The sequence below is a fragment of the Delftia acidovorans NBRC 14950 genome, assembly GCF_001598795.1.
In the GTDB taxonomy this organism is placed as follows: Bacteria; Pseudomonadota; Gammaproteobacteria; order Burkholderiales; family Burkholderiaceae_C; genus Comamonas; species Comamonas acidovorans.
This window is the reverse complement of record NZ_BCZP01000014.1, coordinates 24,982-44,846: the sequence shown is the minus strand read 5'-3', so window position 1 is coordinate 44,846 and position 19,865 is coordinate 24,982. Positions and strand designations below refer to the sequence as shown.

18 protein-coding genes are annotated in these 19,865 nt (G+C 68.3%); 2 read left to right on the top strand and 16 right to left on the bottom strand.

Annotated features, from left to right (window positions below):
- Positions 1 to 137: 137 nt before the first annotated feature.
- The 7 genes from DA1_RS18340 to DA1_RS18310 all read right to left on the bottom strand — a co-directional run bounded on the left by DA1_RS18340 (position 138) and on the right by DA1_RS18310 (position 9,321).
- Positions 138 to 1,157, bottom strand: coding sequence for a Bug family tripartite tricarboxylate transporter substrate binding protein (locus DA1_RS18340; RefSeq protein ID WP_017407912.1), 1,020 nt, complete (start codon positions 1,155 to 1,157; stop codon positions 138 to 140).
- A gap of 118 nt (positions 1,158 to 1,275) precedes the next feature.
- The gene (locus DA1_RS18335; RefSeq protein ID WP_034390422.1) at positions 1,276 to 2,532 is read right to left on the bottom strand and encodes a CaiB/BaiF CoA transferase family protein; all 1,257 of its coding nucleotides are present in this window, start codon (positions 2,530 to 2,532) and stop codon (positions 1,276 to 1,278) included.
- Between the two features lie 42 nt (positions 2,533 to 2,574).
- Positions 2,575 to 3,375: an oxepin-CoA hydrolase, alternative type gene (locus tag DA1_RS18330; RefSeq protein WP_034390419.1), complete on the bottom strand. Its 801-nt coding sequence runs from the start codon at positions 3,373 to 3,375 to the stop codon at positions 2,575 to 2,577.
- A gap of 16 nt (positions 3,376 to 3,391) precedes the next feature.
- Positions 3,392 to 4,528, bottom strand: coding sequence for an acyl-CoA dehydrogenase family protein (locus tag DA1_RS18325; protein ID WP_034390416.1), 1,137 nt, complete (start codon positions 4,526 to 4,528; stop codon positions 3,392 to 3,394).
- A gap of 22 nt (positions 4,529 to 4,550) precedes the next feature.
- Positions 4,551 to 5,747, bottom strand: coding sequence for an acyl-CoA dehydrogenase family protein (locus tag DA1_RS18320; RefSeq protein ID WP_016451776.1), 1,197 nt, complete (start codon positions 5,745 to 5,747; stop codon positions 4,551 to 4,553).
- Positions 5,748 to 5,913: 166 nt separating this feature from the next.
- Positions 5,914 to 7,095, bottom strand: coding sequence for an acetyl-CoA C-acyltransferase (locus tag DA1_RS18315; RefSeq protein WP_013804150.1), 1,182 nt, complete (start codon positions 7,093 to 7,095; stop codon positions 5,914 to 5,916).
- 108 nt (positions 7,096 to 7,203) lie between these two features.
- The gene (locus DA1_RS18310; RefSeq protein WP_034390412.1) at positions 7,204 to 9,321 is read right to left on the bottom strand and encodes a 3-hydroxyacyl-CoA dehydrogenase NAD-binding domain-containing protein; all 2,118 of its coding nucleotides are present in this window, start codon (positions 9,319 to 9,321) and stop codon (positions 7,204 to 7,206) included.
- Between the two features lie 275 nt (positions 9,322 to 9,596).
- On the opposite strand from DA1_RS18310, the gene DA1_RS18305 reads away from it, so the two are divergent.
- The gene (locus tag DA1_RS18305) at positions 9,597 to 10,514 is read left to right on the top strand and encodes a LysR family transcriptional regulator (RefSeq protein WP_012203322.1); all 918 of its coding nucleotides are present in this window, start codon (positions 9,597 to 9,599) and stop codon (positions 10,512 to 10,514) included.
- A gap of 1 nt (position 10,515) precedes the next feature.
- On the opposite strand, the gene DA1_RS18300 is transcribed toward DA1_RS18305, so the two are convergent.
- From DA1_RS18300 to DA1_RS18260, 9 genes are all read right to left on the bottom strand, one after another.
- Positions 10,516 to 10,875, bottom strand: a complete 360-nt coding sequence (locus tag DA1_RS18300; protein WP_034398157.1) for a YXWGXW repeat-containing protein — start codon at positions 10,873 to 10,875, stop codon at positions 10,516 to 10,518.
- Positions 10,876 to 11,002: 127 nt separating this feature from the next.
- Entirely contained in the window at positions 11,003 to 11,881 is an 879-nt protein-coding gene (gene htpX / locus DA1_RS18295; RefSeq protein ID WP_013804154.1) for a protease HtpX, read from the bottom strand.
- Between the two features lie 82 nt (positions 11,882 to 11,963).
- Positions 11,964 to 12,773 carry a DUF3025 domain-containing protein gene (locus DA1_RS18290; protein ID WP_034390409.1) on the bottom strand — a complete coding sequence of 270 codons (810 nt, stop codon included), beginning with the start codon at positions 12,771 to 12,773 and terminating at the stop codon, positions 11,964 to 11,966.
- Positions 12,770 to 13,675 carry an NYN domain-containing protein gene (locus tag DA1_RS18285; protein WP_034390406.1) on the bottom strand — a complete coding sequence of 302 codons (906 nt, stop codon included), beginning with the start codon at positions 13,673 to 13,675 and terminating at the stop codon, positions 12,770 to 12,772. Before DA1_RS18285 ends, DA1_RS18290 begins: the two co-directional genes overlap by 4 nt.
- Before the next feature lie 33 nt (positions 13,676 to 13,708).
- The gene (gene pyrC / locus DA1_RS18280) at positions 13,709 to 14,749 is read right to left on the bottom strand and encodes a dihydroorotase (RefSeq protein ID WP_034390403.1); all 1,041 of its coding nucleotides are present in this window, start codon (positions 14,747 to 14,749) and stop codon (positions 13,709 to 13,711) included.
- Positions 14,750 to 14,821: 72 nt separating this feature from the next.
- The gene (locus DA1_RS18275; protein WP_034390400.1) at positions 14,822 to 16,057 is read right to left on the bottom strand and encodes an alpha-hydroxy acid oxidase; all 1,236 of its coding nucleotides are present in this window, start codon (positions 16,055 to 16,057) and stop codon (positions 14,822 to 14,824) included.
- A gap of 2 nt (positions 16,058 to 16,059) precedes the next feature.
- Positions 16,060 to 17,043 (bottom strand): Bug family tripartite tricarboxylate transporter substrate binding protein, encoded by a 984-nt coding sequence (locus DA1_RS18270; RefSeq protein WP_034390397.1) that lies wholly within the window; start codon positions 17,041 to 17,043, stop codon positions 16,060 to 16,062.
- Positions 17,044 to 17,104: 61 nt separating this feature from the next.
- Complete coding sequence (locus tag DA1_RS18265; protein WP_012203312.1) at positions 17,105 to 17,800, bottom strand: RraA family protein; 696 nt, start codon at positions 17,798 to 17,800, stop codon at positions 17,105 to 17,107.
- Positions 17,801 to 17,823: 23 nt separating this feature from the next.
- Positions 17,824 to 18,825, bottom strand: coding sequence for a hydroxyacid dehydrogenase (locus tag DA1_RS18260; protein ID WP_034390393.1), 1,002 nt, complete (start codon positions 18,823 to 18,825; stop codon positions 17,824 to 17,826).
- A gap of 100 nt (positions 18,826 to 18,925) precedes the next feature.
- Between DA1_RS18260 and DA1_RS18255 the strand changes: the two genes are divergently transcribed.
- Positions 18,926 to 19,855 (top strand): LysR family transcriptional regulator, encoded by a 930-nt coding sequence (locus tag DA1_RS18255; protein WP_013804160.1) that lies wholly within the window; start codon positions 18,926 to 18,928, stop codon positions 19,853 to 19,855.
- Positions 19,856 to 19,865: the final 10 nt, after the last annotated feature.

Below are 19,865 nucleotides of genomic sequence, written 5' to 3'. Positions count from 1 at the left end.
AGCTATCCATGGCGCTCGCGCCGCCTGCAGTCCATGAAACCGGCGCAGCCCAACCCCAGGGACACCGAGGAAGGGCCGCCCCGCACCGAGGGTGTCGTCCCCCTTTCAGGGGGAAGGCGCGAAGCGACTCAGGGGGTTCAATCAAGCTTCGCGCCGGCTTCCTCCACCAGCGCCTTCCAGATCGGCATGTCGCGCTGGTAGTTCTCGCGGAAGGCCTGCGGGCTGTTCATCAGCGGCATGAAGCCTGCGCCCACGGTGCGCTCCAGCACCTTGGGGTCCTTGGCGATTTCGCGCAGGTGGCCGTAGAGCTGGTCCACGATCTCCTTGGGCACGCCGGCCGGCGCGCCCATGGCCACCCAGCCGTAGATGGCATAGGCGTCGTCGGTGACGCCCTGTTCATGGATGGTGGGCAGCTTGGGCAGGATTTCCATGCGCTCCTTGCCCGTGACGCCGATGGCCTTGAGCTTGCCCGAGTCGATGAAGGGCTTGGTGTTGAGGGCGCTGGAAAAGCACATCTGCAGCTGGCCGCCGATCAGCTCCTGGATCATGGGCGCCTCGCCCTTGTAGGCGGCGTGGGTCATGTCGGCGTCCATGGTCTTGCTCATGTAGGCACCGGCCAGGTGGGCATACGAGCCCACGCCCCAGGAGCCGTACGAGAGCTTGCCCTTGTTGGCCTTCACGTAGGCCAGCAGCTCCTTCATGTTGTTGGCCGGCACCGAGGGATGGACCACCAGGGTGACGGGCGCCGCCGCGATCTGGGTGATCAGGGCGATGTCCTTTTGCGGGTTGTAGGGCAGCTTGGTATAGAGGAACTGGTTGATCAGCATGGAGGTGCTGAGCGAGACCAGCAGGGTGTGGCCATCGGCGGGCGCCTTGACCACGGCGTCCGTGCCCAGGATGCCGGCCGCGCCCGCGCGGTTGTCGATGACCACGGGCTGGCCCACGCGCCTGGCCAGGGCCTCGCCGATGGTGCGCGCAATGATGTCGGTGGCGCCGCCCGCGTTGAAGGGCACGACCACGCGGATGGGCTTGGTGGGCCACGCTGCCGGCTTGCCGGCCTGTGCGAGGGCGCTGGTGGCGCCCGTGGCCAGCAGGCTGGTGCCGCCGATGGCGGCCAGCCCTTGAAGAATGTCGCGGCGTGTGACTTGGTTGCTCATGGTTTTGTCTCCTGGGTATTGCTGTCTATGGGTGCCGTCTTGGTGCGGCATGCAAACCTGGCGGGTCGGGGGCCGGGCATCAATGGCCCCCGTGGAATCAGTCGCGTGATCGGTCCTCTTATCCCTGTTGCGCGGGGGTCTCGGGCAGGGTCAGCACGCCCTTGGACTGCAGCTGCTGCAGCTGCTCGTCGCTCATGCTCAGCAGCCGGTGCAGCACCTCGCGCGTGCCCTCGCCCAGCGTGGGCGGTGCATGGCGGATGGGCAGGCGCTGGCCGTCCAGGCGGTAGGGCGGCGCGAACACGGGCGTGGTGCCGACCACGGGGTGGGGCATGTCCTGCAGCAGGCCGCCACGGCGCGTACGCTCGCTGGTCAGGGCCTCGTGCAGGCCGGCCACGCGGCCGCAGGGGATGCCGGCGGCCGTCAGGCGCTCCAGCAGCAGATCGCGCGGGAAGGAGCGGATCAGTTCCTTGAGCATGGGGCCCAGCTCCAGGCGGTTCTTGGCGCGGTTGACGTTGGTGGAGAAACGCTCGTCCTCGACGATGTCGGGGCGCATCACCACCTGGCGGCAGAACTTGTCGAACTGGGCGTTGTTGCCCACGGCGATGATCAGCGGGCCGTCGGCCGCCTCATACATGCCGTAGGGAACGATGGAGGGGTGGGCATTGCCGTAGCGCTCGGGGTCATGGCCGAGCTGCATGGCATCCAGGCCGTAGTAGCCGGTGATCATGATGCCGCTGTCGTACAGCGCCATCTCGATGAGGCGGCCCTTGCCCGTGCGCTCGCGGCGGAACAGCGCGGCCAGGATGGCCTGGGCCGCGTACATGCCGGTCATGAGATCGACCACGGCCACGCCGAACTTGAGCGGCGGCGTGCCGGCCTCGCCGTTGAGCGCCATGAGGCCGGCCTCGCCCTGGATGACCAGGTCGTAGCCGGGGCGCTTGGCCTCGGGGCCGCTGCTGTCATAGCCGGCCACGGCGCAGTAGATGATGCCGGGCTTGATGGCCTTGAGCTGCTCGTAGCCCAGGCCCAGCTTCTCGGCGCCGCCGGTCTTGAAGTTGTGGATGACCACGTCGAACTGGGGCAGCAGGTCGTGGACGATCTTCACGCCCTCGGGGGTCTGCAGGTCCAGCGTGATGGACCGCTTGTTGCGGTTCATGCTGTTGTAGTAGGTGGTCTCGGTCTTGCCGATGCGCAGGCCCCAGTCGCGCGTGTCGTCGCCGCGGCCCGGGTGCTCGACCTTGACCACTTCGGCGCCGAAGTCGGCCAGCACCATGCCGCACAGCGGCCCCGCGAACACGCGCGAGAGGTCGAGCACGCGCACACCCTCCAGCGGGAAGTCGATGTCCTGGTTCTGATCGTTGTGGCTGTCGGCCATGTGCGTTGTCTCCTTGGAAAGTCTTTTAGGTCTTGAGCGGTTTCAGCCGCGCAGCTTGGTGAAGTCGGCAGCGCGCTTTTCGAGGAAGGCGCCAATGCCTTCGCGCGATTCCTCGCTCTCCTGCGAGCGCACCATGTACTGCGCCTCCAGCTCCAGCTGCTCTTCCAGCGTGTTGCGCGGCGCCTGGCGGCACAGGTCCTTGATCAGGGCCATGGCCTGGTCGGGGCCGGTGGCCACCTGGGCGGCCAGCGCCACGGCGTCGGCCTGGGCCTGGCCCGGTTCGGACAGGCGGTTGACGGGGCCCAGGGCATGCAGGCGCTCGCCGCTGATGCGCTCGCCGGTCAGGCACAGCTCGGTCAGCACCTGGCGCGAGACGAACTCGGCCAGGAAGGCGGTGGCGCCGCCATCGGGCGTGAGGCCGACCTTGACGTAGGCGACCGAGAACACGGCGTTCTTCGCCGCCACCAGCATGTCGCAGGCCAGGGCCAGCGACAGGCCCGCGCCGGCCGCCGCGCCTTCGACCGCGGCGATCACGGGCTTCGGAAAGTCGCGCACGCTGCGGATCAGGTCATGCAGGCCTTCAAGCTTGGCGCGTCGCTCCTGCACCGGCAGCTCGCGGCGCTTGGCCAGCTGGCGCAGGTCGCCGCCCGCGCAGAAGTGGCCGCCCTCGCCCGTGAGCACCACGGCGCCCACGGTGGGGTCGGTCGCCGCGCTCTTGAGCGCCGCCGAGACGGCCGCGTAGAACTCGGGCGACAGCGCATTGCGCGCGGCCACGTTGTTGTTGGACAGCACCAGCACGGCGCCTTCGCGGCGGATCAGCAGGACTTGGTTCGCTTCGGTCATGGCGGCTTTCCTTGGCTCAGTGTTGCGAGCCGAGTGCGATGTAACGCGACAGATGGTGGTCCTCGTCGCCGAACTGGTGGTCGATCATGACCAGGCGCTTGGCGTAGTGGGCCAGGGGCAGCTCCCAGGTCATGCCGATGCCGCCATGCATCTGGATGCTTTCCTCGGCCACCAGGGTGCCGATGCGGCCGATGCTGTACTTGGCGGCCGACAGGGCTTTCTCTCGCGCCACGCGGTCTTCGTCCGCAATGGCGGCGGCCGCGTTGATCACGGCCGAGCGCGCCTGCTCCACTTCCAGCAGCAGGTCGGCCATGCGGTGCTGCAGGGCCTGGAAGCTGCCGATGGGCACGCCGAACTGCTTGCGCGTGCGCAGGTACTCCAGCGTCTGGTCCTTGGCCACGTCCATGGCGCCCACGGCCTCGGCGGTCAGCGCCAGCACGGCGTAGCCGCTGACACGTTCCAGCAGGGACAGGCCCCGGCCTTCTTCGCCCAGCAGGGCGTCTGCGCCGACCTGCACCTTGTCCAGCACCAGCTCGGCCGCGCGGCCGCCCTCGATGCGGTTGTAGCCGCGCTTTTGGATGCCTGCGGCATTGCCGGGGACCAGGAACAGGCTGATGCCGGCCTCGTCGTACTGGCTGCCCGAGGTGCGGGCCGAGACCAGCAGCAGATCGGCCTTCTCGCCGAAGGCGACCACGCCCTTGGCGCCGTTCAGCACCCAGCCGTCGCCGCTGCGCACGGCCGTGGTGGCGACGTTGTTGAGCTCGTAGTGGCTGCCGGGCTCGTCATGGGCCAGGGCCGCGATGGACGTGCCGCCGATGATGGCTGCCAGCTGTTCCTTTTGCGCATCGCTGCCGGCCGCGATCAGAGCCTGGCCCACGACCAGGGCGCCCAGCAGCGGCTCGGCCACCAGGCCGCGGCCCAGGCATTCGAAGACCACGCTGATGTCGAAGCCCTGGCCGCCGAAGCCGCCAGCGTCCTCGGGGAACAGCGCGCCGATGGCGCCGATGTCCGCGAACTGCCCGTACAGCAGCGGGCTGTGGCCTTCCTCGCCATAGGCGACGTGGTTGCGCGCCTCGATGGCGTACTGCTCGGAGACGAAGCGGTTGAGGCTGTCCGCCAGCATGCGGCGGTCTTCGGTGTGTTCGAAGTTCATGTTCCGTTTTCCTTGCTGCCGATCACAGGCCCAAGATCATCTTGGAGATGATGTTCTTCTGGATTTCGTTGGAGCCGCCGAAGATCGACAGCTTGCGGTAGTTGAAGTACGCGGCGGCGGCCGTGGCGGCAGCCGCGTCGCCGATGGCGGGCTGGTCGTAGCCGGCCTGCAGGGCCTCTTCGATGAAGGGCGCGGCGTAGGGTCCCATGGCGCGGCGCACCAGGGACAGGATTTCCTGGCGGATCTCGGTGCCGCGGATCTTGAGCATGGAGCTTTCGGCGCCCGGCACGCCGCCGCCGGCCACGGCGGCGATCACGCGCAGGTTGGTGGTCTTCATGTTCTCCAGGTCGATCTCGACCTTGGCCAGGCGGGCCGCAAACAGCGGGTCCTGGGTCAGCGGCTTGCCATTGCGCAGCATGCGGCCGGCGACGGCCTTGAGCTTTTCCAGGCCGGCCACCGAGAAGCCCACGCCCGCGATGTTGGTGCGCTCGTAAGTCAGCAGGTACTTGGCGTAGGTCCAGCCCTTGTTCTCTTCGCCGACCAGGTTCTCCACGGGCACCTTGACGTCGGTGAAGAAGACTTCGTTGACCTCGTGCTCGCCGTCCAGCGTGATGATGGGGCGCACTTCCACGCCGGGCGAGTTCATGTCCACCAGCAGGAAGCTGATGCCCTGCTGCGCCTTGGCCTCGCGATTGGTGCGCACCAGGCAGAAGATCATGTTGGCGTGCTGGCCCAGCGTGGTCCAGGTCTTCTGGCCGTTGACGATGTAGTGATCTCCATCGCGCACGGCAGACGTCTTGACCGAGGCCAGGTCCGAGCCCGAACCCGGCTCCGAATAGCCCTGGCACCACCAGTCGGCGCCATTGAGGATGCGCGGCAGCCAGTGGGCCTTCTGCGCCTCGTTGCCGTACTTGATCAGGACGGGGCCCAGCATGCTCAGCCCGAAGGGCACGATGCGCGGCGTGCCCGCCAGTGCGCATTCATGCTCGAAGATGAATTTCTGCACCGCGCTCCAGCCCGGGCCGCCGTGCTGCTCGGGCCAGTGGTTGGCCAGCCAGCCGCGCTCGTTGAGGATGGCGTGCCAGCGCTCCATGTCCTGCTTGGTCAGTTGCAGGCCGTTCTTGACCTTGTGCGACAGGTCCTCGGGCAGCTTGTCCTTGAGGAAGCCGCGAACCTCGTCGCGGAAGGCCAGTTCTTCAGTCGTAAATTGCAAATCCATTGCTATTCCCCAGTAATCCGTGGCGTTGTAAGCCGTTTGCAGCCCTGAAATTGGCGTGCCCTAAGCGAGGGACGCCGAGCAAGGGCCGCCCCGCAGCAAGGGCGTCGTTCCCCTCCCGCGAAGCGAGAGAGGGGGAAGCGGCGCCAGCCGCTCAGGGGGTGCTTATTCAATAAATTTCGAACAGGCCTGCGGCGCCCATGCCACCTGCGATGCACATGGTGACCACGCCCCACTTGGCCTTGCGGCGCTGGCCTTCCAGCAGGATGTGGCCGGCCAGGCGCGCACCCGTCATGCCGAAGGGGTGGCCGATGGAGATGGCGCCGCCGTTGACGTTCAGGCGCTCGTTGGGAATGCCCAGCTTGCGCTGGCAGTACAGGGCCTGGGAGGCGAAGGCCTCGTTGAGTTCCCACAGGTCGATGTCCTCGACCTTGAGGCCGTGGCGCGCCAGCAGCTTGGGGACCGCGAAGACGGGGCCGATGCCCATTTCGTCAGGCTCGCAGCCGGCCACGGCAAAGCCGCGGAAGGCGCCCAGCGGGGACAGGCCCAGGCGCTCGGCCTGCCTGGCTTCCATCAGCACGCAGGCCGACGATCCATCGGACAGCTGCGAGGCATTGCCGGCCGTGATGAACTGGTCCGGGCCCTTGACGGGTTCCAGCTTGGCCAGGCCTTCCAACGTGGTGGAGGCGCGGTTGCAGTTGTCCTTGGTGGCGACCACGTCGCGGTAGGTGATCTCGCCCGTGTCCTTGTTCTTCTCGGCCATGCGCGTGGCGCAGGCAATGATTTCGTCCTTGAACAGGTCGGCGGCCTGGGCGGCGGCCGTGCGCTGCTGGCTTTGCAGCGAGAAGGCGTCCTGGTCCTCGCGGCTGATGCCGTAGCGGCGCGCCACGATGTCGGCCGTATCGATCATGGCCATGTACAGCGCGGGCTTGTGCTCGACCAGCCAGGGGTCCATGTCGGTGGGCAGGTTGTTGCCGGGGCGGATGCCCGAGATGGTCTCGATGCCGCCGGCCAGCATGGCGTCCACGCCCTCGGCCACGATGCGGCCCGCCGCGATGGCGATGGACTGCAGGCCCGAGGCGCAAAAGCGCGTGATGGTCGTGCCCGCGATGGACAGGGGCAGCTCGGCGCGCAGCACGGTCTGGCGACCCAGGTTGCGGCCCTGGAAGCCGTCGGGGTTGCCGCAGCCCAGGATCAGGTCCTCGATCATGGCCGGGTCGATGCCCGAGCGCTCGACCGCGGCCTTGACCGAGAAGGCCGCCAGCTGGGCGGCGGGCGTGACGTTGAACTCGCCGCGGTGCGACTTGGTCAGGGGCGTGCGGGCAGTGGAAACGATGACGGCTTCGCGCATGGTCGGTCCTTGCTTGTCTCTGGAAAATTGTTGTGGTTGTGCACGGCCCTGCCCGCTCTGCGTTGGACGGAGCGGGTCAAGGGCATGGCGGGGAAACGCGGGGGCGGCTTACGCTGCCTTGTTCAGGCTTTCGAAATCGCGGCCTTCTGCCACGAGCTTTTCGAGCAGGGGAGCGGGCTTCCAGAACAGCGCGTCTTCCTTGGCGAATTCGCGAATGTCAGCCAGCACCTTGTCCAAACCTTGCATGTCGGCCCACTTCATGGGGCCGCCACGAAAGCGCGGGAAGCCGTAGCCGGACAGGAATGTCACGTCCACATCCAGCGGGCGCAGGGCAATGCCCTCCTCCACCACCTTGGCGCCTTCGTTGACCATGGCGGCCATGTAGCGGCGCATGATTTCCTCAGGGGTGAACTTGCGCGGCGTCACGCCCTTCTTGGCGCGCTCGGCATCGACGATGGCCAGCACTTCGGGGTCGGGCTGGCCGACGCGCGCGCCCTGCGGGTAGAGGTAGAAGCCACGGCCCGTCTTCTGGCCGAACCAGCCGCGCTCGCAGACGCGGTCGGCCACTTCGACGTAGCGGGCCTTGGGATCGCGCGTGGCCGCGCGCCGCTTGCGCGTGGCCCAGCCGATGTCGCCGCCGGCCAGGTCGGTGACCTGGAACGGGCCCATCGGGTAGCCGAAGCCGCGCACGGCCTCGTCGATCTCGTAGGGGCTGGCGCCGTCTTCCATGATGTAGTCGGCAGCCTGCTTGTAGACGGCCAGGATGCGGTTGCCGATGAAGCCGTCGCAGACGCCGGCACGCACAGGCACCTTCTTCATGCGCTTGGCCAGCTCGAAAGCCGTGGTCACCACGTCGGGCGCCACCTTGGCGGGCACCACGATCTCCAGCAGCTTCATGATGTTGGCGGGGCTGAAGAAGTGCAGGCCGATCACGTCCTGCGGGCGCGCGGTGGCGGCGGCAATGGCGTCGATGTCCAGGTAGGAGGTGTTGGTGGCCAGCACGGCGCCGGGCTTGCAGACGCGGTCCAGTTCCTTGAACACGGCCTTCTTGACTTCGAGGTCCTCGAACACGGCCTCGATCACCAGGTCCACATCCTTGATGTCGTCATAGGAGGTGCTAGGCGTGTAGCGCGCCATGACGGCGGCCTTGGCCTCCTCGGTCATGCGGCCCTTGGCGATCAGGCCGTTGTAGACCTTCTCCACATTGGCTTGGCCGCGCGCGATGGAGTCGGCGTCGCGCTCGATCATGGTCACCACAAGGCCCGCGTCCAGCGCGGACACCGTGATGCCGGCGCCCATGGTGCCGCCGCCGATGACGGCGATCTTGGCAAAGTGGCGCGGCGCAGCGGCCTTGGCTTCGGGAATCTTGGCGGTTTCGCGCTCGGCGAAGAAGGCGTGGATCAGGCCGGCGCGCTGCGGGCTGTTCAGACATTCCACGAACAGGGCACGCTCCTTGGCGATGCCTTCGTCGAAGGGCAGCTCCACGGCGGCGCGCACGCATTCCACGATCTTCAGCGGCGAGAACAGGCCGCGGCTCTTCTTGGCGGTCTCGGCGGCCAGCGCGTCGAGTTCGGCCAGGGCGGCGGCCTTGTCGGCAATCTCGATGTCACGCGTGCGGCGCGGCGCGGTATTGGATGCCAGCAGCTCGTTGGCGTAGACCAGACCTGCGGCCGTGGCGTCGGTGCCGTCCACCAGCTTGTCCACCAGGCCGGCGGCCAGCGCGGCCTTGGCCGACAGGTGCTTGCCGCTGAGCATGAGGTCGGCGGCCGCCTTCACGCCCATCAGGCGCGGTGCGCGCTGCGTGCCGCCAGCGCCGGGCAGCAGGCCCAGGTTGACTTCGGGCAGGCCGAGCTTGGCAGCCGGCAAAGCCAGGCGGTAGTGGGCCGACATGGCCACTTCCAGGCCGCCGCCCAGGGCCGGGCCATGGATGGCGGCGACCACGATCTTGTCGGAGGCTTCGAGACGATTGAGCACCTCGGGCAGCGAGGGCGGCATGGCGGGCTTGCCGAATTCGCGGATGTCGGCACCGGCGATGAAGGCCTTGCCCTCACCCACGATGAGCACGGCCTTCACGGCGGCATCCGATTCGGCCTGCTCCACGGCAGCCAGCAGGCCGGCGCGCACGGCCTGGCCCAGGGCATTCACGGGGGGATTGTTGATGCTGACCACCAGCACGGCACCATCAAGGCGGGTCTGGACCACGGAAGCCTGGGCTTGTTCGCTCATCTGTATGTCTCCGAACTTGGGTTTTCCACTCAAAACATCCATTCTTGCTACGACAATGGTTCTTTACAATCCCATGAATGATTGACAGACTGTAAAAACGTATTTGACAGTGTTGAACACCCCCTGAGGCGCTTGCGCGCCTTCCCCCTCTCTGCTTGCTTCGCAAGGGAGGGGGACGACAGCCTCGGTGCGGGGCGGCCCTTCCTCGCTGCCCCTGGCTTTGGAGCGCGCCAGTTTCATAGGCTGTGGGCGAAGCAAAGTATCTGGACATACCTATGGATCTGAACTCCCTGACCCTGCTGGTGGAAATCATCGATAGCGGCAATCTGAGCCAGGCGGCGCGCAAGCTGAAGATGACGCGGGCCAATGTGAGCTATCACCTGACGCAGCTGGAAAAATCGGTGGGGGTACAGCTGGTGCGGCGCACCACGCGGCGCGTGGAGCCGACCGAGGTGGGGATGCGGATGTACGAGCATGGCCGCGCGATCCAGAACGAGATGATGTCGGCGCGCGAGACGATCACGTCGCTGGGCCAGGGGATGGCGGGGCGCGTGGGGCTGAGCGTGCCCAGCGGCTATGGGCAGATCGTGATGAGCGACTGGCTGATCGAGTTCAAGCGGCTGTATCCGGGCATCGTGCTGGATGTGCTGTTCGAGAACCGGGCCGACCATTTGCGCGACGAGGTGGACATCGCCATCCGCGTGATCCAGGAGCCGCCGCTGTCGGTGATTGCGCGCAGCCTGGGCAATGTGCACTACGTGGCCTGCGCCTCACGCGAGTATGCGCAGCAGCACGGCCTGCCCACCACGCTGTACGAGCTGCGCAACAGCCCACTGATCACGGCCGGAGTGATGGGCCGCCAGCTGCGCCTGTCGGCCTACCAGGGCACGGACCGCCAGGAGGTGCTGTTGGCGCCGACCATGATCTCCGAGCACTTCCCGTTCCTGCGCCAGGGCATTCTGGCGGGCCTGGGCGTGGGCCTGGTGCCCGACTACGTGGTGCAGGACAAGGTGGCCAGCGGCGAGGTGGTACTGACCCTGCAGGAGTACCGACTGAGCATCTTTGGCACCCACATGTACCTGCTGTACCTGCCTGACCGTCATCAGACGCGGGCCGTGCGCACCTGCATCGACTTCCTGCTGGCCAAGGCCGGCCAGGGTGGCAGCGGCAGCGGCGACGCTGCCGCCACCTGAATCAGCGGCGGTACCAGCCGCCCGGGCGCTGGTACCAGCCACGCGGGCCATGGTCCCAGCCGTGTGGACGCCAGCCATAGCCGGGATGCGGCGGCGCTGCCCAGTAGCCGGGGCGCCATGCATAGCGGCCACCGCCCCAGCCCCAGGAGCCACCGATCCAGACATGGACCGGCGAGGGAGCGACCGGAATGACCTCGGTCTGCAGCGGCGGCGGCGCCATGGGCGCGTAGACCACCTCGCCCGAAGGACCTACGGGATAGGCTGGCGCCACCACGCAGCCGGTCAATGCCACGGTGGCGGCAGCCAGGACCAGGGCCGGAACCAGGCGACGGCCCGGCGTTTGAATCGATACAGACTTCACGATGCACTCCTGGCCGCGCTTAGTGCGGCCATGCAGATACAACGAAAAAGCCCCTGCCGGTTGTTGACAGGGGCTTGTGAAGCCTGGGTAAAGATCCGCCGCCAAAGGTAGCGGCGGGATCGGTCACTCAGAGGTTCTGCGCGTTCTGCAGCGCGGCAATGCGCTCTTCGATCGGCGGGTGGGTCGAGAACAGCTTGCCGATGCCGCCGGCAATGCCCATGGCGGCCACGCTCTTGGGCAGCTCGCCGGGGTGCATGCCGCCCAGGCGGGCCAGGGCATTCATCATGGGCTGCTTGCGGCCCATGAGCTGGGCGGCACCCGCGTCGGCGCGGAATTCGCGCTGGCGCGAGAACCAGGCCACGATGATGGCGGCCAGGAAGCCCAGAACGATGTCCAGCACGATGGTGGTCACGTAGTAGCCGATGCCGGGGCCCGAGCTGCTTTCGTCGTTCTTGCGCAGGAAGCTGTCCACGGCATAGCCGATGACGCGCGACAGGAAGACCACGAAGGTGTTCATCACGCCCTGGATCAGGGTCATGGTCACCATGTCGCCATTGGCGATGTGGGCGACCTCGTGGCCGATCACGGCCTCCACCTCTTCGCGCGTCATGCCTTCCAGCAGGCCCGTGGACACGGCCACCAGGGCCGAGTTCTTGAAGGCGCCGGTGGCGAAGGCATTGGGCTCGCCCTCGTAGATGCCGACTTCGGGCATGCCGATGCCGGCACGGTCGGCGAAGCCGCGCACGGTGTTGACGATCCAGGCCTCATCGGCGTTGCGCGGCTCGTTGATCACGTGCACGCCCGAGCTCCACTTGGCCAGGGGCTTGGAGATCAGCAGCGAGATGATGGCGCCGCCAAAGCCCATGATGAAGGCGAAGCCCAGCAGGGCCCCGAGGTTCAGGCCATTGGAAGTCAGGAAGCGGTTGACGCCCAGCAGGCTGGCGACGATGCCCAGCACCACCACGACGGCGACGTTGGTCAAAAGAAAAAGTGCGATGCGTTTCATCAGTGGGTTCTCCACAAAGTGGGGAAAGGGGAAAGGATCTGGGCCCTGCAGCGTTGAAAAGTGAGGGCCCCACCGGCTGTTTTCAAGCCGGGTCCTGCGCCGTTGCCATTCCTTGTTGTGATGCTTGTGCGGAACGGGGCGCCCGGAACACGAGAGAGTCATCATAGAAGGAAAAGTTCTCGTTCTCGCGCCACCAGCCGGGCACGCCCAGCACGGGCAAGGGTGCAAAAGGCTTGCACGCCAGGGTGTCGGCCTCCAGCCAGATGCTGCCGGCCAGCCAGGCGTCGATGTCCGCCGTGGCGGGGCCTGCCGTGGCGCCTGCACCATCCGTGTGCACGCACAGCACATGGGCCGTGATGGGCTTGCGCGGCTGCACCAGCTTTTCCAGCAGCGCATGGCCTATGGGCAGCAGCCTTGCCTGCCGCCACAGTGCGCGCTGCTCCACGAAGAGCTGGTGCCAGCGCCGGTGGCGCAGCGCCTCGCACAGCGCGGCCGGCGCCAGCAGCAGGGTGCCGTTCTCGTCCAGCACGGTGACGGCATCGCGCAGCGGCCCGCGCTGCGCGCCCACGCCCGCCTGGGCAATGGCGCGGGCCTGCAGGGCATTGCAGCGCTGCTTGAGCGCGGGCCAGCGCAGCCAGATCAGGCCGTTGAAGAAGTCATGCAGGTTGTCGCGCGTGGGGATGCAGCGCGTCTCGAAGATGAATTGCTCGTAGGCCTTGCCTTCGGGCAGATCGTGCTGGGGCACAAAGCGCCAGGGCAGCGCCTGCGCATCGGCCAGCGACTGCAGGGCCTGCCAGACCGGCCGACCCTGCTCCACCCGCTGGCAGGCCGCCCTGCCCTGCGTTTGCAGCCCCTGCAGCCAGGGCGCATTCCAGTCGATGGGAAACGTCAATTGCCGGACGGCCTGGACTGCGCCTTGGCCATGCGCTTGTCGCGCACGGCCACGCGCGAGGTGCCCTCGTCGCGCATCTCGAACGCCTGCGTGGCCGCCAGCAGCTTGGTGAGCGTGGCGTAGCCGTAGTTGCGCGCATCGAACGATGCCTTGTTGCCGATCTGCGCGCCCACGGCGCCCACATGGGCCCAGCCGCTTTCGTCCTGCGTGGCGTTGACGGCGCTGCGCAGCATGCTCAGCAGGCGCGTGTCCTGGCGCAGTTCCTGCGAAGGAACACGCAGGCAGGGGCGCTGCGGCTCGGGAGCGGACAAAGAGGAAGGTGCCTGCTCGGCCTGGGCGCGCTCCTTGCCCGTACCAGTGGAGGGCTGGACAGAGGCCGCCACCGCAGCTGCAGCCACTGGCGGCACCGCCGCCTGGCCCGCCTCATGCGTGGCGTCCTGGCCATTGCCGTTGGCGGGCACCGCCTCGCCCAGCGCCTCCAGATACAGAAAGCGCGAGCAGGCATTGACGAAGGGCTGGGGCGTCTGCGCCATGCCGAAGCCGTAGACGGCCGCGCCCTTGGAGCGCAGGTGCATCACCAGCGGCGTGAAGTCGGCGTCGGAAGAGACGATGCCGAAGGCGTCGGGCCGCTCGGTGTAGAGCAGCTCCATGGCGTCCACGGTCATCGCCATGTCGGTGGCGTTCTTGTGCTTGGAGTAGTCGAACTGCTGCATGGGCCGCAGTGCGAAATCGAGCAGCTTGCGCTGCCAGCCGCTGAGCGAATGCTTGGTCCAGTTGCCGTAGGCGCGGCGGATGTCGATGACGCCGAAGGTCGACAGCTCGGTCAGGATCTCGTCGATCATCTCGGCCGGCGCGTTGTCGGCGTCGATCAGCAGGGCGATGCGCGGTTGCGGCTCAGGCATGGCAATCCTCTGGCGGGTGGCAGTCCCGCCAGCTTAAACCAGCTTCCAGGGCAGGGCTTCGCCGGAGCGCAGGGGCTTCAGTTGCGCCTCGCCGAAGGCGAAGCTGTCCGGCGGCGTCCAGCTTTCGCGCACCAGGGTGATCTTGCCGGTGTTGCGCGGCAGGCTGTAGAAGTCCGGGCCGTTGAAGCTGGCGAAGGCTTCGAGCTTGTCCAGCGCGCCGGCATTGTCGAAGGCCTCGGCATACATCTCGATGGCGGCATGGGCGCTGTAGCAGCCCGCGCAGCCCGTGGCGTGTTCCTTGAGATGGGCCGCGTGCGGCGCGCTGTCGGTGCCCAGGAAGAACTTGGGCAGGCCACTGGTGGCCGCCTCCACCAAGGCCAGGCGGTGCGTCTCGCGCTTGAGCACGGGCAGGCAGTAGTAGTGGGGACGGATGCCGCCCGTGAAGATGGCGTTGCGGTTGAACAGCAGATGCTGGGGTGTGATGGTGGCGCCCACGAAGCGGTCGGCCTCGGTCACGTACTGGGCGGCTTCGCGCGTGGTGATGTGCTCGAAGACGATCTTGAGTTCGGGGAAGTCGCGGCGCAGCGGGATCAGGTGCTGGTCGATGAAGGCGGCCTCGCGGTCGAACAGGTCGATGTCGCTGCTGGTGACTTCGCCGTGCACCAGCAGCAGCAGGCCTTCGCGCTGCATGGCTTCCAGCGTGGGGTAGATCTTGCGCAGGTCGGTGACGCCGTGGTCGCTGTTGGTGGTGGCGCCTGCCGGGTAGAGCTTGCAGGCCACGACGCCGGCCGCCTTGGCGCGCACGATTTCCTCGGGCGGCAGGTTGTCGGTGAGGTACAGCGTCATCAGCGGCTCGAAGGCCATGCCCTCGGACACGGCCGAGAGGATGCGCTGCTTGTACTCCAGCGCCTGCTCGGCGGTGGTCACCGGCGGCTTGAGGTTGGGCATGATGATGGCGCGCGCAAACTGCGCGGCCGTATGCGGCACCACGCTGCGCATGGCTTCGCCATCGCGCACGTGCAGGTGCCAGTCATCGGGACGGGTGATCGTGAGGGTGTTGGTGGAGGCGGTCATTCCGCCATTTTCCCATCGCCGCGAAACCGCGGGCCAATTGCGGGGCACGCCACCCTCGGGACTGGCGCGTGGCTAACGCGGTCGCAGGTGCTGCGGCCCCAGCTCCTGCAGGTTTTGCACGCCGATCAGGGCCATGTTGCGCCGCATCTCGGCCGCCAGGATGGCGATGGCGTGCAGCACGCCGGCCTCGCCTCCCACGGCGCCCGCATAGTTGAAGGGCCGGCCCACGAAGACGAAGTGCGCGCCCAGGGCCAGCGCCACCAGCACGTCGTTGCCCCTGCGAAAGCCGCTGTCGATCATCACCGGGTAGTCCGGGCCCAGCGCCTCCACCACCAGGGGCAGCATGTGCAGGGGCGCGACCGCGCCATCGAGCTGGCGGCCGCCGTGGTTGGAAAGGATGATGGCGTCGGCCCCGGCATCGCGCGCGGCCAGCGCGTCCTGCGGGCTGAGGATGCCCTTGACCACGAGGCGGCCCTTCCAGCGCCGGCGTATCAGGGCCAGGTGTTCCCAGCTCAGGTGGTCGCGCGCGCCGAAGTCGCGCGTGACGGTGGACGAGAGAATGGGCGCGCCGCGCGTGGCCTGCGAGTTCTCGAAGTGCAGCATGCCATGCCGCACCAGGGTGCGCAGCGCCGTGCCCAGCAGCCAGCGCGGATGGGTGATGCCCTCCCACGCCAGGCGCAGGCCGGGCCGCAGCGGCGTCGAGAAGCCCGCGCGGATGTTGTTCTCGCGGTTGCCCGACACGGGCGTGTCCACGGTGACGACCAGGGTGGCGAAGCCTGCGGCCTCCACGCGCCCCAGCAACTGCACGATGCGTTCGGTCTCGCCGGGCACATAGGCCTGGAACCAGGCCTGGGGATTGGCCTGGACCACCTCCTCCATGCGGATCAGCGAGGTGCCGCTCAGGATGGCCGGGATGCGGGCGGCCGCCGCCGCGCGCGTCTGCACCAGGTCGCCCCGGTAGGCCGACAGCGCGCTGATGCCCATGGGCGCGATGCCGAAGGGCGCAGCCCAGGTCTGGCCCAGCAGCGGTGTGGCCAGCGTGCGCCGCGAAGTGTCGGTGAGCACGCGCGTCACCCAGCGGTGGGCATCGAAGGCCTCGCGGTTGGCGCGCAGGGATTTGTCGGTCTCGCAGCCGCCGCTGACGTAGGCGAAGATCGGCGCAGGCAGGTGGTGGCGCGCCGCCCGCTCGAAATCATCGAGCGACAGGATGCGCCTGAGCCTGTGCGGCGTGGAGGAGTCCTGGCCCGCACCTGCGGGTGCGGAGGAACTGGGGGTGTCGAGCCGGTCGACCTCGATTGGGGCTGCCATGGTCAGTTGATCTGGAACTTGCCCTCGCGGATCAGCTTGCCCCATTTGGCGTGCTCGCTGCGAATCCACTCGCCGAACTGCGCGCCATTGGCGGGCGTGGCCATGCTGCCTTCCTGGGCCAGCTTCTCTTTGACCTCCTTGGTGGCCAGCAGCTTCATGGTCGCGTCGGCAATGCGCTCGGCGATGGGGGCGGGCAGGTTGGCCGGCCCCACCAGGCCCAGCCAGGTGGAGGCCTCGAAGCCCGGATAGCCCTGCTCGGCCACCGTGGGCACATCGGGCAGGGACGGCACGCGCTGGGCGGAGGTGACGGCCAGCGCACGGATCTTGCCCGTGGCCAGCTGCGACATCACCGACACCGTGTTGCCGAAGTACAGGTCCACCTGCCCGCCCATCAGGTCGGTGAGCGCGGTATTGGCGCCCTTGTAGGGCACCTGCAGCACCTCGATGCCCGCGCGGCGGGCCAGCATTTCCCCGGCCAGGTGGCCTACCGTGCCATTGCCGGCCTGGGCGATGCCGTAGGTGCCGGGCCTGGCCTTGGCCGCCTTGATGAAGTCCTGCAGGTTCTTGAAGGGCGAGTCGCGCCGCACGGTCAGCACCACGGGCTGCAGGGCCACGCTGGCGATGGGCGTGAAGTCCTTGAGCGCATCGAAGGGTATATTGGCGTAGAGGCTGGGATTGATGGCCAGGTTGGCGGCCTGCCCCATGCCGATGGTGTAGCCGTCCGGCGCGGCCTTGGCCACGGCATCCAGGCCGATGTTGCCGCCCGCGCCGGGCTTGTTGTCTATGACCATGGTCCAGCCCATGGCGAGGTTGAGCCGGTCGGCCACCAGGCGCGAGGTGGCATCCGTGCCGCCGCCGGGCGGAAACGGTACGACCAGGCGCACGGGCCGCTGCGGCCATTCGCCCTGGGCCAGCGCCAGTGCAGGGAAGGCCGTGGCCAGGGCGGCGGCAGCGCCGCCCAGAAGATGCCGTCTGCGCATTGTCATTGTTTGTCTCCTTGGGATCGTTATGGCGGGAAAAAGTCGGGCGCGGCCTGCGCGCTAGACGCTAGACCGGCAGGCCCTTGGCGCGCAGCACGGCGTCGAAGCGCTCGGGGTCGGCCGTGCCGCTGCGGTTGGTCTCGCGGATGACGGCCTCGCGGGCCAGGTGGGCCTGGCTGCGGCGCAGCACCTCGGCGGCCTCGGCCGCGGGCACGGCGATCACGCCGTCGGCATCGCCCACGATCAGGTCGCCGGGCAGCACGGCCAGGCCGGCGCAGGCCACGGGCACATTGATCTCGCCCGGGCCGTCCTTGCTGGGCCCGCGGTGCGTGTGGCCGCGCGCAAAGATGGGCATGCCGTCCTGCGCCCATTCGCACAGGTCGCGGATGGCGCCGTCGATGACCAGGCCGCCCAGGCCGCGCGCCAGGCAGGTGGTGCGCATCAGGCCGCCAACCAGGGCCTGCGAGACATCGCCGCCGCCGTCGATGACCAGCACATCGCCGGGCTGCACCATCATCAGCGCCTTGTGGATCATGAGGTTGTCGCCGGGCCGCACGCGCACGGTGACGGCGGGGCCGCAGAGAACGGCCTCCAGCCGCGCGTGGTACTGGCGCAGGCCGATGGCGCCGACATTGCGGCTCATGGCGTCGCCGATGGCGGCCACGGGAATGGCCTTGAAGGCCTGGACGACGCCGGCCTCGGGGCCTGCGGCGCGCGGATGGATGCGGTAGCCCGCAGGCCATTGGCTGGATGGGGTGGTCATGGCAAATCTCCGGGAAAAACAGCTCAGCGCAGAACCTCGGGGTTCACGCAGTGGGAAGGGTCGGCCGGGCTGCCCTGCAGCCAGCCCAGCACATTGGCGGCGGCCATGTCGGCCATGGCCGCCAGCGCGGCGGGCGTGGAGCCGCCCACATGGGGCGTCAGCACCACGTTGTCCAGCGCGGCCAGGGCGTGGCCCGCAGGCAGAGGCTCCTCGGCCATGGTGTCCAGGCCGGCGGCGGCCAGGTGGCCGCTGCGCAGGGCGTCGATCAGCGCCGCCTCGTCCACCACCTCGCCCCGCGCGGTGTTGACCAGCAGGGCGCCGCGCGGCAGCTGGGCGATGCGGCCGGCATCCAGCAGATGGCGCGTGCGGGCATTCAGGGGCACGTGCAGGCTGAGCACATCGGACAGGGGCAGCAGCTCGTCCACCGAGCCCAGCATGCGCACGCCGGCCACGGTGCCGGGCCCTGGGGCGCAGGCCGGATCGAACGCAGGATCGAAGGCCACCACCTGCATGCCCAGCGCCAGCGCCACGCGCGCCACGCGCTGGCCCACCTGGCCAAAGCCCAGCAGGCCCAGGGTGCGGCCGCTCAGCTCCAGGCCGTCCTGGGCGCGGGACCAGCGGCCGGCGCGCAGCTCGGCATCCATCCAGGCGATGCGGCGGGCGGCCGCGAACATCAGGCCCAGCGTCATCTCGGCCACGGACTGGGCATTGGCGCCCGGCGTCACATAGACCGGAATGCCCCGCTGGCTGGCCGCGGCCACATCGATATTGCTCACGCCCACGCCGTGCTTGGAGATGACCTTGAGCGTGGGACAGGCCGCGATGGCAGCGGCCGACAGCGTGGCCGTGCGCGAGATCACGGCATCGACGCTCTCGCGTGCCAGCACGGCGGCAACCTCGGCCTCGCCGCCGCCGTCTTGCAGGTACAGCACGCGGCAGTGCGCCGCCTGCAGTCGCTGCAGCCCGGCGGGCGCCAGGCGTGGCGCGGTCACGAAAACGGTGGGCGGGTGGGTAGTGGCGGTCATGGAAACGGGCAATTCGCTTTGTCGATGCACCGCATTCTTGTGAGCGCCATCCATTCCGTCCATTCGATAATGTTCATTCAAACATCACTTTTATTCATCGATGGACCTGCACCTGCGCGACCTGCGCTTCTTCGAGATCGTGGCCGACCTCGGGCACCTGGGCCGGGCCGCAGAACAGCTGGGGCGCACCCAGCCCGCGCTGAGCAAATGCATACAGCGCCTGGAACTGACCGTGGGCGGCGCGCTGTTCGAGCGTGCCGGGCGCGGCATACGCCTCACGCCGCTGGGCGATGTGCTGCTGGCGCGCGCACGCATGCTACGCAATGCCAGCCAGGAGGCGCTGCGCGAGGTGCGCGACTTCAACGAAGGCCATGCCGGCCATGTGCGCATCGGCAGCGGGCCGGTGGCCGCCGACCACCTGCTGCCCGAGCTGTGCAGCAAAGCCCTGGCCGACGGGCGGCGCATCACCATCAGCATCGTGATCGGCCCCAGCTGGGAACTGCGCGACCGCCTGCGCGAGGGCCAACTGGACCTGCTGATCGGCCTCACGGCCGAGGGCGATCCGGAGCTGGTCTCCCACCCGATTGCCGAGGATGTGGTGGTGGTCGCGGCGCGCCAGGACCATCCCGTCTTCGAGCGCCAGCGCATCACCATGGCCGCGCTGCTGCGCCATCCCTGGGCCCTGCCCAGCGCCAACATTCCCAGCCGGCAATGGCTGGACCAGGCCTTCACCTCGCGCGGCATGCCGGCGCCCACGGTGCAGGTGGAGGCGGGCTCCATCCCGCTGCTGCCGCGCATGGTGGCCAAGACCGATCTGCTGACCTTCGTCTCGCGCCACACGCTGCGGCTGGAGCGCAGCCGCACGCTCAGGGAAGTGCGCCTGCCGGCCACCACGCTGCGCCGCCACCTGGGCGTGACCTGCCGGCGCGACGGCTATCTGTCGCCCGCAGCCCGGCACATGCTGGAGCTGCTGCGCGCCGACGGCCAGGCCCTGTTCGGCGAGGATGCCTCGCCTCTGGACGAGGACTGATTCCCGCGGA